10 protein-coding genes are annotated in these 14,529 nt (G+C 47.6%); 5 read left to right on the top strand and 5 right to left on the bottom strand.

The genetic code is table 11. The annotated features are described in order from the left end of the window. Position 1: 1 nt before the first annotated feature. From LSG37_RS06865 to LSG37_RS06845, 5 genes are all read right to left on the bottom strand, one after another. Positions 2–1,693 carry a GMC oxidoreductase gene (locus tag LSG37_RS06865; protein ID WP_233079181.1) on the bottom strand — a complete coding sequence of 564 codons (1,692 nt, stop codon included), beginning with the start codon at positions 1,691–1,693 and terminating at the stop codon, positions 2–4. Positions 1,694–1,805: 112 nt separating this feature from the next. Next, entirely contained in the window at positions 1,806–2,708 is a 903-nt protein-coding gene (locus LSG37_RS06860) for a hydroxypyruvate isomerase family protein (protein WP_233079180.1), read from the bottom strand. Further along, positions 2,705–3,940, bottom strand: a complete 1,236-nt coding sequence (locus LSG37_RS06855; protein WP_233079179.1) for a nucleoside permease — start codon at positions 3,938–3,940, stop codon at positions 2,705–2,707. Before LSG37_RS06855 ends, LSG37_RS06860 begins: the two co-directional genes overlap by 4 nt. A 53-nt stretch (positions 3,941–3,993) precedes the next feature. Then, positions 3,994–5,052: a sugar phosphate isomerase/epimerase family protein gene (locus LSG37_RS06850; RefSeq protein WP_233079178.1), complete on the bottom strand. Its 1,059-nt coding sequence runs from the start codon at positions 5,050–5,052 to the stop codon at positions 3,994–3,996. A 67-nt stretch (positions 5,053–5,119) separates the two neighbouring features. Then, on the bottom strand, positions 5,120–6,286 hold the full coding sequence (locus LSG37_RS06845) for a Gfo/Idh/MocA family protein (protein WP_233079177.1): 1,167 nt from the start codon (positions 6,284–6,286) through the stop codon (positions 5,120–5,122). A 365-nt stretch (positions 6,287–6,651) separates the two neighbouring features. Between LSG37_RS06845 and LSG37_RS06840 the strand changes: the two genes are divergently transcribed. The 5 genes from LSG37_RS06840 (at position 6,652) to LSG37_RS06820 (ending at position 14,478) form a co-directional block, all read left to right on the top strand. Further along, entirely contained in the window at positions 6,652–7,665 is a 1,014-nt protein-coding gene (locus LSG37_RS06840; RefSeq protein WP_233079176.1) for a LacI family DNA-binding transcriptional regulator, read from the top strand. Positions 7,666–7,710: 45 nt separating this feature from the next. Beyond that, positions 7,711–8,604, top strand: a complete 894-nt coding sequence (locus LSG37_RS06835) for a sugar phosphate isomerase/epimerase family protein (protein ID WP_233079175.1) — start codon at positions 7,711–7,713, stop codon at positions 8,602–8,604. A 278-nt stretch (positions 8,605–8,882) separates the two neighbouring features. After that, entirely contained in the window at positions 8,883–11,369 is a 2,487-nt protein-coding gene (locus tag LSG37_RS06830) for a TonB-dependent receptor domain-containing protein (protein ID WP_233079174.1), read from the top strand. A 104-nt stretch (positions 11,370–11,473) separates the two neighbouring features. After that, the gene (locus LSG37_RS06825; protein WP_233079173.1) at positions 11,474–12,970 is read left to right on the top strand and encodes a 2OG-Fe(II) oxygenase family protein; all 1,497 of its coding nucleotides are present in this window, start codon (positions 11,474–11,476) and stop codon (positions 12,968–12,970) included. Continuing rightward, complete coding sequence (locus tag LSG37_RS06820; RefSeq protein WP_233079172.1) at positions 12,967–14,478, top strand: tryptophan halogenase family protein; 1,512 nt, start codon at positions 12,967–12,969, stop codon at positions 14,476–14,478. Before LSG37_RS06825 ends, LSG37_RS06820 begins: the two co-directional genes overlap by 4 nt. The last annotated feature ends 51 nt before the right edge of the window (positions 14,479–14,529 follow it).

Below are 14,529 nucleotides of genomic sequence, written 5' to 3'. Positions count from 1 at the left end.
GTTACAGGTCTCCCTTTTTCAGTGCGTCTACTGCATAAGCAGCTGCACGAGCAGTCAACGCCATATAGGTTAAAGACGGATTCACACAAGAAGCTGACGTCATAGCAGCGCCATCTGTAATAAAGACGTTGGGTGCATCCCACACCTGATTAAAGCCATTCAGTACTGAGCTTTTAGGATCGCGGCCCATACGGGCAGTGCCCATCTCGTGAATACCTTTACCCGGATGACATTCTTCGTTAAAACCACGGACATTTTTAGCGCCGCCTGCTTCAAGAATGTCGATACCATCCTGCATCATATCTTTGCGCATTTTGATTTCGTTGGCTTTGAGCTCTGCGTCCATCGCAAGTACTGGTAAACCCCATTTGTCTTTGACAGTGCGGTCTAACGAAATTTTATTGCTGTGATCCGGTAAAATCTCACCAAAACCACTCATACCTATAGTCCAGCTGCCAGGTTCGGCTAAAGCGTCTTTCAGATCAGCACCTATGCCCACCTCAGCGACGTTTCGCTGCCAACCCTGACGGCTGGCCGCGCCCTGATAACCAAAACCACGTAAGTAATCACGTTTATCGCCTCCCCAGTTACGGAAGCGCGGAATATAAAAACCTGTTGGACGACGGCCAAAATAGTATTTATCGTCAAAGCCTTCTACTTCACCATAAGCACCGGCATTTAAGTGGTGGTCCATCACGTTATGGCCCAGCTCACCACTGCTGCTGCCCAAACCACCTTGCCAGATATCTGTGGCTGAATTCATCAGCACCCAGGTCGAGTTAAAAGCTGAAGCGTTCAGGAATACTATTTTGCTGGTGAATTCGTAGGTCTGCATGGTTTCGCTATCCAGCACTTCCACACCACGGGCGCGCTTTTTGTCTTTGTCGTACAACACCTGGGTGACAATAGAAAAAGGCCGTACTGTTAAATTGCCGGTTTTCATCGCCACAGGCAAAGTGGAAGACTGAGTACTGAAATAAGCGCCAAAAGGACAACCTAACCAGCATTTATTGCGGTATTGGCAGTTCACGCGGTTTTGTTCAGGTTTAGGCTGAGAAATATTCGCAGTACGGCCACAGATCAGATGGCGGCTGCCACCAAAAGATTTTTTCAGGCGAGCAGCAACTGATTGCTCCACCACGTTTAAATCAAAAGCAGGCAAGTACTGGCCGTCAGGTAATACGTCCAGACCATCCCTGTTACCTGAGATGCCAGCAAAACGTTCTACATAGTCATACCATGGCGCTAAATCGGCGTAACGTATAGGCCAATCGACCGCTATGCCTTCTTTTAAGTTGGCTTCAAAATCAGCTTCGTTTAAGCGATAACTCTGACGGCCCCACAACAAAGAGCGGCCCCCCATATGATAACCACGAAACCAGTCAAAGCGTTTTTTCTCGACATAAGGCGAGTCCTGATCATTGGCCCACATGCCATAAGTGCTTTCATTCAGCGGGTAATCCCGCTTTAACACCGGATGCATTTCCTTCATTTTTTCCGTCGGTCTGTCGCGGTGTGGAAAGTCCCAGGCTTCTTTAAAGGCATTGGTATAGCCTTTGATATGTTCAATGTCACGACCACGTTCTAATAAGAGAACTTTCAGGCCTTTTTCGGTCAGCTCTTTGGCAGCCCAGCCACCGCTGATGCCGGAACCGACCACTATGGCGTCGTAATGATTCTGCGCAACTGTCATCTGTTGTTGTCCCCTGTTGGGCGGCGCCTTATACCCTTTCCGTTCAACGTGTTGGGTATAGGTCCTGTTTTCATTTTTTTATAGCTAAGCAGTCAGGCTGCTTAGTCCCGGTTTATACGTCACAAATACGAATAGCCTGAGCCAATGACTGCACCCGGCCTTCTTTAGTTTTTGGTGTTGGTACAAATTCCTGCGCCAGATAGCCGGTAAAGCCTGTATCACGAATAGCTTTGGCTATAGCGACATAGTTCAGCTCCTGCGAGTCATCAATTTCATGGCGGCCCGGCACACCAGCGGTGTGATAGTGGCCAAAATACTGATGGTTATCTTTGATAGTGCGGATAATGTCACCTTCCATAATTTGCATATGGTAGATGTCGTACAACAGCTTAAAGTTCTGCGAGTTCAGTCGCTTACAAAGCTCAATAGCCCAGGCTGAACTATCAGCCAGATAATCCGGGTGATCCACTTTGCTGTTAAACAGCTCCATTTGCAGCACCACACCACGCTTTTCTGCTTGAGGTAAAATCTGTTTTAAGCCTTTCACTGCGTTTTGTAAGGCTGTTTCTCTGTCCATACCACGGGCATTACCGCTAAAACAAATCAGGTTTTTATAGCCAGCCTCTGCCACTAAATCTATGTGTTTTAAGTAGCGTTTTATCAGCTCTGGATGAAACTTCGGATCAGACCAGCCATCTTCCAGATTCAGCTCAGCGCCATTACACATAGAGCTGTCGACACCGTGCTTTTTTAATACAGGCCAGTCGTCTGGCCCTACTAAGTCTATGGCGGTAAAACCTAGAGATTTCACCAGCAGGCAAAGTTCTTCAATGGATAAATCGCCATAAGTCCAGCGGCTGACTGAATGACGGATATTGCCTTTCAGGGCACCGCCAGTCACAGGAGCCGCTAATACAGAGCTACTGAACACTAAACCAGAACCCAGCACCGAAACACCCAGTGCCCCGGCTGCCAGTTGTTTTAACAGTTCACGACGGGGCAAAGTACGGCTCATGGCTGTTTGTCCTCTGCTTGTTGTTGCAGTGGCTCATTTTTAAAGATCAACGCAAACAGCACCAGCACTACAGCGGCAAAACCTGCAGGGAATAACCAGATAGAAGTCCAGTCTGTCGCTTCAGCGCTGCTGTAGGCCTCTGTGATTTGGCCCGCAACACTAAAGCCTATCAACATACCTATACCGTAAGTTGCCAGCGTGATCAGGCCCTGAGCCGCACTACGGATTTTTACGCCCGCTTTGCTGTTGGTATAAATCTGGCCAGAGACAAAAAAGAAGTCATAACAAATACCGTGCAAAGCTATACCAATCACCAGTAACCATAAGCCCTGCCCGGCATCACCATAAGCAAACAATACATAACGTAATACCCAGGCGGCCATGCCGATTAATAAGGTCCAGCGAATGCCAAAACGATTAAGAAACAGCGGTAATGCCAGCATAAATAACACTTCAGACACCTGGCCTAAGGTCATTTTTCCTGTGGCATTTTCCACGCCTATACCGGTCAGGAAAGGATTGGCATTCTGGTAATAAAAGGCCAGTGGAATACAAATCAGCACTGAAGCTAAAAAGAACAAAGCGAAGTTACGATCTTTTAATAAGGCCAAAGCATCCACCCCTAGCAGCTCACCCAATTTCAGTTGCTGACCACGGCCAGCTGGTGGCGTTGCAGGTAAGGTAAAACTATATAAACCTAAAGCTAACGAAGCCACAGCACACATCAGGAAGGTGTTTTTCAGAGCGCCATCCGCTATCGCTTGCTGAGCATCCCAGCCAAAAGCGTAACTAATAACTAAACCTGCAGCTATCCAGCCGATAGTGCCCCAAACGCGGATTTGACCAAATTCCAGTTCAGGTTGTTTTAACTGACCAAAAGACACCGAGTTCACCAGCGCCAGCGTTGGCATATAAGCCAGCATGTAGCCTAAAACCAGCGGATAAAAGGTTGTGAAATCATTAGCCTGATACATAAAGTACAGTAAAACAGCACCAGCTAAATGCAGCACACCCAATAAACGCTCAGCGTTAAAAAAACGGTCTGCTATTAAGCCGACTATAAAAGGCGCAATAATGGCGCCCCAGGACTGAGTTGAAAAAGCCATGCCTGTTTGTGGGCCAGTGGCCTGCAGGTTCTGGCTTAAAAAAGTACCTAAAGTGACAAACCAGCCACCCCAGATAAAAAACTGTAAAAACATCATGCTGCATAAGCGTATTTTTATGCTGTTCATTATCTTTGTCTTCCCCGTTATGTAAGAGCTGCGCTTGTTATTTTTTTATGCGATTACGGCTTTAAACCCAAAATCCGGCGATTACGCGCCTCGTCTGTTTTTGCTCCGGCAAAGTCATCAAAGGCTCTGCCCGCTTTTTCAATCAGGTGAGACGCGATAAATGGAGCCCCTTCGCGTGCGCCCTGGGTTGAATCTTTTAAACAACATTCCCATTCCAGCACGGCCCAACCGTCGAAACCATATTGGGTTAACTTGCTGAAAATACTCTTAAAATCTACCTGACCGTCGCCTAAAGAACGGAAGCGCCCTGGTCTGTTGACCCAATCCTGATAGCCACCATACACACCGCTACGACCATTAGGACGGAACTCAGCATCTTTGACATGGTACATTTTGATTCTGCTGTGATAGCGGTCGATAAAATCTAAATAATCCAGTTGTTGCAGTACAAAGTGGCTTGGATCAAACAGAATATTGGCGCGCGGATGGTTGTTAGTGGCGTCTAAAAATAGCTCAAAGGTAGCGCCGTCATGTAAATCTTCGCCCGGGTGAATTTCATAACAAACATCCACACCTGCTTCGTCAAACGCATCAAGAATGGGCAACCAGCGTTTAGCAAGTTCAGCAAAACCCTGCTCAACCAAACCCGCAGGACGTTGTGGCCATGGGTAAACTAAATGCCAGAGTAAAGCGCCGGAAAAAGTAGCATGAGCTTTTAAGCCTAAATTCTGACTGGCTTTGGCAGCCAGTTTTAGCTGCTTGACAGCCCATTCGGTGCGCTCTGCTGGTTTACCACGCAACGCTTCTGGTGCGAAGTTATCAAATAACTCATCATAAGCCGGATGCACAGCAACAAGCTGACCCTGCAAATGAGTCGACAGCTCTGTGATTTCAACACCTGCGGCGCGGCACTGAGCCTGAATATCATCACAATAGGCCTGACTGCTGGCCGCTAACTCCAAATCAAAAAAGGCCGGATTATTAGTCGGCACCTGAATGCCCTTGTAGCCGAGATCTGCCGCCCATTTTGCCATGCTAACCACATGATTAAACGGCGCTTCGTCGCCCATAAACTGAGCCAAAAATATGGCCGGACCTTTCATCTTATTCATTCGTATTCCTTGGGCCAGCGCTCTGGCAAATCAAAAACTGAACTCTGCTTTGTGAGTGAAAATCTGCCTAGTCGATGACAGGCAAAGACAGCCATTTTTCATTGCTGTGCTGACTGCTGCTAACAGTTTCAATAAAAGCCATACCACGCATACCGGCTTTAATGCCTGGTACACCAGTTGGAGTACCACGTTCGCCGGCACGAATAGCAGCAGCAAAATCACGGTATAAATTACCCATAGCTTCCAGATAACCCTCCGGATGACCTGCAGGTAAACGACAACGGCGTGAAGCTTCTGCACCTAAACCCGCCTGACCAGCTCCGGCACGCAATACCTGAACAGGAGCACCGTGAGGTTTAATGATCAGCGTGTTAGGTTCCATCTGATGCCATTCCAGCCCGCCTTTGTCACCATAAATACGGATTTTCAGTGCATTTTCTTCACCGGCACAAATTTGGCTGGCCAGCAATACGCCACTGGCACCACCGTCAGTGCGGAATAAAGCGGCACCATCATCATCAAGACGACGGCCTGGTACATGGCTTGTGAGTTCGGCGCAAAGTTCGGTGATATGCTGGCCGCTGATAAATTCAGCCATACCAAAAGCATGAGTACCAATATCAGCCATACAACCACTGGCACCGGCCTGAGCCGGATCAGTACGCCAGCTCGCTTGTTTGTTCTGGCTGCTTTCTAAATCCTCGGTCAGCCAGCCTTGTGGGTATTCCACGAAAATCTTACGGATAGTGCCTAAAGTGCCGTTTTGCACCAGCTCTTTGGCTTGCCACACCATAGGATAACCAAGGTAAGTGTGAGCCAAACCATAGAGGCTGTTGCCGGAAATTAAATCCACTGCCAGTTGCTGAGTTTCAGCTAGCGTGACACCAGCTGGTTTTTCACAAAACACATGAAAACCAGCTGCTACAGCAGCACGGCTGATGGGCACATGCAATTGATTCGGCGTGACTATCACCAATAACTGCATACGCTCAGTTTCCGGCAATGCAGCTTCCTGCTTCAGTAATTGTTGCCAGTCGCTGTAAAGGCGGTCTGGATTGATACACAGCTCTTCACCTGTACGTTGGTTATTACCGGCATCCCGGCTAAAAGCGCCACATACCAATTCAATCTGGCCATCTAAAGCCGCTGCATGGCGATGCACAGCACCAATAAAGGCGCCTTCTCCGCCTCCTACCATACCCATACGGATTTTTTGCTTGCCTGGGGCTTTCATGGTTTTTCCTTGTGGTTTACAGCCTGATACGCTGTTCAGACTGTAGATCAAAAATCGAAGCTGTAAAAAATGTAACGGATTACATTTTGTGTCGTCAATAGAAAATCCGTTGTTTGTCGCAAATCATGCACTTTAATTAGACAAAAGTAGAAAAACGCCGCACCAAATAAGAGCATTCGCACTAAATCAGGTAGAGGCATTTGTCGAAATCGTCTTCACTTTTGCCATAAAGTGTTTTATAAATGATATCGGTTACATCAGCAATTATAGAAAAGTCAGCCGTTGAAGTTTCGCTGGCTAAACAGATGCAGAGTACTGAATATCCAGATAAAATCCGGAGCAAACCCATAAGATGAAAAGTATTCATGTCCACTATTCGTGATGTAGCACAACAAGCCGGTGTATCTGTGGCCACAGTGTCCAGAGCCTTGCAACAGCCTGATTTGGTGTCATTAAAAACCCGCACCAAAGTGCTGACTGCAGTCAAACAGCTGGATTACAAACCTAACCTGATGGCAGTGAAGTTTCGCTCAGGCAAAACCCGTAATCTAGTGGTATTGGTGCCTACTGTTGCTAACGTGTTTTTTGCCCGGGTGATCAGCGGTATGCAGCAGGCTGCCCACGATAAAGGCTATTCCTTGTTGTTATGCAATACGCTTGCTGACGAGGAAATGGAACAAAGTTATGCCCGTATGGTGCATACCTCACAAGCGGACGGTTTAATTCAGCTGCGGGCTTATAATCCTTTTGCTCAACTGGAAATGAAAACCGGCACTGTATTGCCTATGGTCAATGCCTGTGAAGTGTTGGACCGTATCGCCTGCCCTACTGTGCTGTTGGATAACAGAGCTGCAGCCTGCGCAATGACGGAACATTTACTGCAACTGGGGCACAAACGTATAGCCATGATCAAAGGCCCACCACGCAGCCCGCTGACCCGTGACAGGGTGGCTGGTTATCGGGATGCTTTAGATGCAGCTGGTGTCACTTTTGATGAAAGCCTGCTTTATCCAGGCGACTTTACTTTGCAATCCGGCCATAAAGCCGCCACTGAACTACTGAACTTACCCAATCCACCTACTGCCATGTTTTGTGAAAACGATGAAATGGCAATAGGGGCAATACAAGGCATTAAACAAAAAGGCTTTACTGTGCCTGGCGATATATCGGTAGCTGGTTTTGATGATATTTCTTTTGCCGCTTTTGCCGATCCACCGCTGACCACCATAGCTCAGCCCGCTGAAGAATTTGGCAGCACAGCAGTCAGCTTATTAATAGATTTACTCGAAGGTCGTTTGGGTAAAGCACCTAAAGTCATTTTACCTTTTGACCTTATTCAACGTGCCAGCACAGGTCCTGCTCCGGCAGGGTTCAGCTGACCTTATCTAACCGGCTGGCGGACGCCACCAGAGCAGGAGCTACACATGCCATACGACCATTCGATCTTCAAACAAAAGCCAGAACTGCTGGATCAGCAAAGACGGAAATTTCTGAAACTCAGTGCATTGAGCGTGGCAGGTTTGAGCCTGGCCTCGTTGCCGCTTTCAGCAGAAACGAAAGTTGCAACTACGCCAGCCAAAGTAGTACCTGGCTTGCAGCTTTATACACTGCGCGATTTGATGTCACAAAGTGTGGCCGATACCTTAAAACTGGTGGCAGGTGTGGGTTATACCCAGCTCGAGTTTGCCGGGTATTTTGATCAAACACCCAAGCAAATAAAACACATCATGGACAATGAAGGCCTGACCGCGCCATCAGGCCATGTGCCTTTGGAAGTAATGCAGCAAAATCTGGATTTGGTGATAGAACAAGCCCAGGTCATGGGTCACAAATTTATAGTATTGCCTTACCTGACAGATGAACAACGTAAAACTTTAGATCAATACAAAGCCTTAGCCGCTTTTCTGAATAAAGCAGGTGAACGTATTCAAGCCGCAGGTATGCAGCTGACTTACCACAATCACGATTTTGAATTCTTTAAACTGTCTGATCAGGTGCCCTACGATGTATTGCTGAATGAGACAGACGCCAAACTGGTGCAAATGGAGCTGGATTTATATTGGGTGGTGAAAGCTGGCCTGAACCCTCTGGATTTATTCGCCAGACAACCAGGCCGTTTCCCGCTCTGGCATGTCAAAGACATGGACAAAGCCGGTGGTTTTGCTGATGTAGGCAAAGGCGTGATTGATTTCAAACCTATTTTTGCTAAAGCTAACCAGGCAGGTTTAAAACACGCTTTTGTTGAGCGCGACCAAACCGACAACAGAGTAGAAACCATTCGTCAGGGTTTTAGTGCGCTCAGCACGCTTTTAGCCTGATACAACAAGCTGTAAAAGCTGCCAGCAAAGCCGGGGGGTTTCATTCCCGGCCTTTCATCACTGGTATTTTTATGCAGCAAACTCCGGCTTAAACATTGATTATTTTATGGACAGGCTTGACATCAGTTTAATTCGGAAGTAAAACGATTAAGAGATGAATTAAAAAACTTCATCCCATGATTCAAAAAAGCGACTCTATAGCAAAAAAGCTGGCAGTTGCTTTTTTATAAAAAAATAACTTAATCGATTAAGTAACAACCCGACAGGGGGCAAGCATAATGTTCAAACAACAGAAAGTTTCAATTGCAGTACGGCAGGTATTATTCGCATCTACCCTTATTGCATCAGGCCCTTTGTGGGCACAAAGCACTGCAACTACAGAAGCTGAAAGCACAGAAAAAGCTGAAACCGAAGCCTTTGAAACCATAGTGGTCACAGGCAGTGTGCCGGGCCGAACCCAGATTGAATCTGCTATTGCGGTCACCAGCGTAGATGCGGAAATGATCAAAGATTTCCAGCCCAGCTCAGAAGCTGAAGTATTCCGCATGATCCCTGGTATTCAGGTAGCAGGTACAGCCGGTCCTGGTGGTAACTCCAATATTGCGGTGCGGGGCTTGCCGGTAGCTACTGGTGGTTCACCTTTTGTACAAATTCAGGAAGATGGTTTACCTACAGTGCTGTTTGGTGATTTGCAGTTTGGTAATAACGACTACTGGACCCGCTTTGATTCAAGTGTCGATAGGGTTGAAGGCGTGCGTGGTGGTACAGCCGGAACCTTTTCCTCTCAATCACCAGGCGCCATTATCAACTACATCAGCAATTATGGTGACACAGACGGCGGTTTGCTTCGTCTGAATACCGGCGTAGGCCATGACGAGAAAAAAGTTGATTTCCGTTACGGTGGTGCAGCCAGTGACAGTGTGAATTTCCATGTCGGTGGTTATGTAAAACAAGGCAAAGGCCCACTGGACGCAGCTTTTAATGTCAGCGAAAGTGCGCAGGTAAAAGCCAACGTCACTAAGTTTTTTGAAGACCAAAGCAGCTATTTCCGTGTACTGGTCAAATTTGCAGACACTCAGGAGCCAAATTACACAGGAGCTCCTGCTCTGGCCAACTATGATGGCAACAGCTTCACGGATTTGCGCCCCTACCCTGGTTTTGATGGCCGTAATCAATCGAACTACTCTATCCACAATCAGGAATTCCTGATCGTCAACCGTGACGGTGTAACAGAGCGTGTGGATATGTCAGGCATTACCACAGAGTCGTTTTCACTGGGTAATGAACTGCATTACGAATTTAAAAACGAAATAGTACTGGATAACAAAATGCGCTGGACTGATATGAGCGGTGGTTTCACCTCGCCATTCTTTAATGCCGCCACAACAGCCAGTGTTTTAGGCTCTACCGTCAATGGTGCAGTAGTCGATAGTATTCGTTTCGCCAACGGCCCTAATGCAGGTGAGCTATACGATTCGGCTTATCTGAACAACAACACCAATGTAAACACCAACATTCGTGATGTCGGCAGCTTTGTCAACGATTTAGCCATCTCTAAAGAATTTGCTGTAGGTGATAACACCTTTACCGCCCGTGCTGGTTATTTTTATATGAATCAGAATGTAGCTGCCGACTGGCATACCAACAGAACTTATTCTGAACTCAGTGGCGATAACCCGGCTATGCTGGATTTATTTGATGACGCGGGCAATCAGTTGACTGCCAATGGTATAGCAGGCTTTAACGACAACTGGGGCAGTGCCAACGCCCGTGATTACGACTTAGCCTACACAGATACAGCCCCTTATCTGGCGCTGGATTTTGACACTGATCTTTATACGCTGGATGCCAGTGTGCGTCGCGATACAGTCGACGCTTCAGGCTGGACAGCTGCGGGTGGAGAAGTATTTAACACTGTGGTTGATGGTGTTGCTATTCCAACCCTGATATCCAATGGTGCCCGCGAAAACCTGAACTACTCTGTCAGTTACACTTCATGGACAGTTGGTGGCTTGTATAAACTCAACGAAGATACCAGCCTCTTTACCCGAGCTTCCAAAGGTGGCCGTTTTAATGGTGACCGGCAGACTGTCAGTGGCAAAATTAATGCCGATGGTTCGTTGAATCAGCAAGGCCAGACCTCAGCCGTCGACTTTGTTAATCAGTACGAGCTGGGGTTAAAACGCCGCGGTGAAGTGATGGATGGCTATTACACTTTTGAGCTGACTCTACTCAAAGGTGACTTTAAACAAAGCACCTATCAGTTATCTGCGACCCTTTGTAATGGTGCGGCTGGGGGTTGTGTCATAGACGCTGAATACAAATCTCAGGGCGCTGAAATTCTCGGTACAGTGCGCATTGGCGATTTCTCGCTGGTGGGTAATGCCACTTATTCAGACGCAGAAAAACTGTCGGCAGGAACCACCAACTGGACCCGCGCTGACGGTATTCCTGATTTAATTTATACCCTATCCTCCAACTATCATATTAATGATCAATGGGTGACGGGCTTAAATATTACAGGCCAGACAACAGCTATTGACGGTGCTGGAAATGAATATCCGGGTAACTACACTTTAGGTGGTAGTCTTAGATACAGCCCAACTGATAATCTGGAATTTGGCTTTCAGGTATATAACCTGACCGATGAATTTGATATTCGTGGCAGCGGCGGTTTAGCAGACGCTTCAGCGACGCCCACAGTGATTTCAGGCTCTCCTGTGATTGGCCGCACAGCCACAGCTTCAGTGACAGTGACTTTCTAAGCTGTCATTCAGGCAAAAGCGAAAAACAGGCTGGTAAAGTGCAGATTGCTTTACCAGCTTTTTCCGTTTCATGCGTAGTGATGTAATTGCTTTAAGGACACTGCATGACCAGAGTTCAGCTGGCACAACAGCATCTGCAACAAGGCAGGGCCGATCTGGCCATACCGCTGCTGCGTCAGCATCTGGAGCTGTTGCCGGACGATTTTATCGCCTGGAAATTAGCAGGTTTTGCCTGGCATGAAGAACAATATGAAGCAGACGCTGTTTTTGCCTTTAGCAAAGCAGCAGCTTTACAGCCTTCCGACGCATCAACTCTGATGGCATTGGCGCAAAGCCAGTTTTTTTCCGGTTATTCCGCAGTAGATAGTTTTTATCAACTGACCAGTCTGACTCCTGGCGATTTACATGCTTACCGTGGTTTAGCATTAGCGTTGGCCGCTGATGGTGAACAGCAACTGGCGGAGCAACTTTTAATACAAAATCTGGCCGCCCATCCGCTGTGGTTGGATGGTCACAAGTTATTAAGCAGTATGCGTTTTACATCAGGTGATGCCATTCATTTTACCGACAGTTATCAGCAAGCCTGCACACAACAACCTCAAAACCTGACACTCTGGCTGGACTGGTTTCGCTGTTATGCCCAGTTAAAACAATGGCAAAAGTGTGAGCAGATTTTAGGGTTAGCCGAACAGCAGTGTGGTAAGCAAAAGCAACTAACCTTAGCCCGGCTTTTTGTAGCGGCAGAGTCAGGTGATACCAGCAAAGCCGCGCTGTTATTTAAAGAAACAAGTCAGGTACAAGATCCGGTGCGGGCTATGGCGTTAACCCGATTTCAACTGCGTCAGGGCGATGTAAAAGCTTCAGAACAAAGTGCCCTGCCCTGGCTTGAAACTGCATCAGCCACTGTATTCTGGCCTTACATCTCTTTAATTTGGCGTATGTTGGGAGATCGCAAAGCCAAGTGGCTCGACACAGAGCCTATGTTGGTAAAAACCTTTGATTTGCAGTTAAGCAGCAGTGAATTAACTGTGTTATGCACTGTTTTGCGTTCTTTACACAAAGCCAAAGCGCCCTTTGCTGAGCAATCCGTACGGGGTGGTACCCAAACCGATCAGAATATTCTGCTGCGCCATGAACAACCGCTGCAACAGTTAAAACAAAAGCTAAAAGCCGCAGTGCAAAGCTACGTAGAGCAACTGCCAGACACAGTAGCAACACACCCTTTGTTAGGCCGAACACGCGACCGGGCTTTACAAGGCCGCTGTCGTTTTAGCGGCGGTTGGTCCACTTTATTAAAAACTCAGGGTTTTAATGTCAGCCATACCCATCCATCAGGCTGGATCAGTGCAGCTTTGCACCTTGAGATCCCCGCCGCAGAACAACTGGGGCAAGCGCCCGCAGGCTGGCTGCAATTTGGCGCGCCACCTGCTGAGCTTCAGCTGCCATTAGATCCTCAACTTCAGCATCAACCACAACCTGGTACCCTGGTGTTATTTCCATCCACCTTATGGCATAACACTGTGCCTTTTGAGTCGGGTGAACGTTTAACTCTGGCCTTTGATATTGAACCTCAGCCTTTTATTAGCGGAGAGCCCGGATGACCCATTCTGAAAACAACAGCATTAAAAAAATAGTGATAGTTGGCGGAGGCACAGCAGGCTGGATGACAGCTGCAGCTTTAAGCAATGCATTACAACAAGGCTGCGATATCACGCTGATTGAATCTGAGCAGATAGGCACAGTAGGAGTCGGCGAAGCTACTATTCCGCCGATCCGCTTATTCAACCAAAGCTTAGGCATCAACGAAAACGACTTTATCCGCGCCACTCAGGGCTCTTTTAAACTGGGCATTCAGTTCATCAACTGGGGGCGGCAAAACCATAGTTATTTCCACCCTTTTGGCAGTTATGGCCGCCAGTTTGATTTGGTCAGCCTGCATCATCATTGGTTACAGGCAAAGCTTGAAGGTAAAGCCGAAGCTTTTGATCAGTATTCTATGGCCTGGGTAGTAGCACAACAGGGCCGTTTTGCGCCCCCAGTCACAGATCCACGCCATGTATTGTCAACCCATGATTATGCCTATCATTTTGATGCCGGCCTTTATGCCAGCTATCTACGCCAGTACTCCGAAGCCAAAGGGGTGCTGCGCATCGAAGGCAAAATCAGCGCGGTAAAACAAAACTCTGTCTCTGGTTTTATTGAAGCGGTGCAGCTGGATAACGGTCAATTGATTGAAGGTGAGCTTTTTATCGACTGCTCCGGCTTTCGCGGTTTATTAATTGAAGATACGCTAAAAACCGGTTATCAGGACTGGTCACACTGGCTGCCCTGCAACAGAGCCTGGGCTGTACCGAGTGAACGCGGCGACTTTACGCCATACACCAAATCCACAGCTCATGCGGCTGGCTGGCAATGGCGTATTCCGCTGCAACACCGCACTGGTAATGGCCATGTATTCAGTAACCACTTTATGAGTGAGCAGCAAGCTCAGGATATTCTGCTGCAAAACCTCGGAGCCAAGGCTTTGGCTGAACCCCGAATGCTGCAGTTTGTTACAGGACGACGGAACTTGTTCTGGAATAAAAACGTGGTGGCTATAGGCCTTGCCAGTGGCTTTTTAGAACCGCTGGAATCCACCAGTATTCATTTAATTCAGGCCGGTATAGCCAAGCTTCTAGCGCTGTTTCCGGATAAAGACTTTGATCCTTTGCTGACAGAGGAATACAACAGAGTAGCGATTCGCGAAATAGAAAATATCCGCGACTTTATCATTCTGCATTACAAACTGACAGAGCGAGATGACAGTGAGTTGTGGCGTTATTGTGCCACCATGCCAGTACCAGACTCACTCCATTACCGGATAGAACAATTTAAACGTCAGGGCCGCTTAATACCGGGCGAAATGGATTTATTTGGCAACACCAGTTGGCTGGCTGTGCATCTAGGCCAGTTTAATACGCCACAAAAAACCGATGCGGTACTGGCGTATCGCAGCATTGAAGGCACAGAGCGCTTAGCTAAACTCAGTCAGGCGATGCAGGCTGCGGCTTTGTCTTTGCCGACTCACCAACAGTATATAGACCAATACTGTAAAGCCGCCCCGCTCTAAGCTAAAACAACAAAGGCAGCCCAGGCTGCCTTTGTTACAAAACCTGCTAAA

Origin of the sequence: Rheinheimera soli (assembly GCF_021290985.1) — a bacterium.
GTDB lineage: Bacteria > Pseudomonadota > Gammaproteobacteria > Enterobacterales > Alteromonadaceae > Pararheinheimera > Pararheinheimera soli.
Note: the sequence above shows the minus strand (reverse complement) of the source record. Positions and strands in the feature narration are given on the sequence as shown.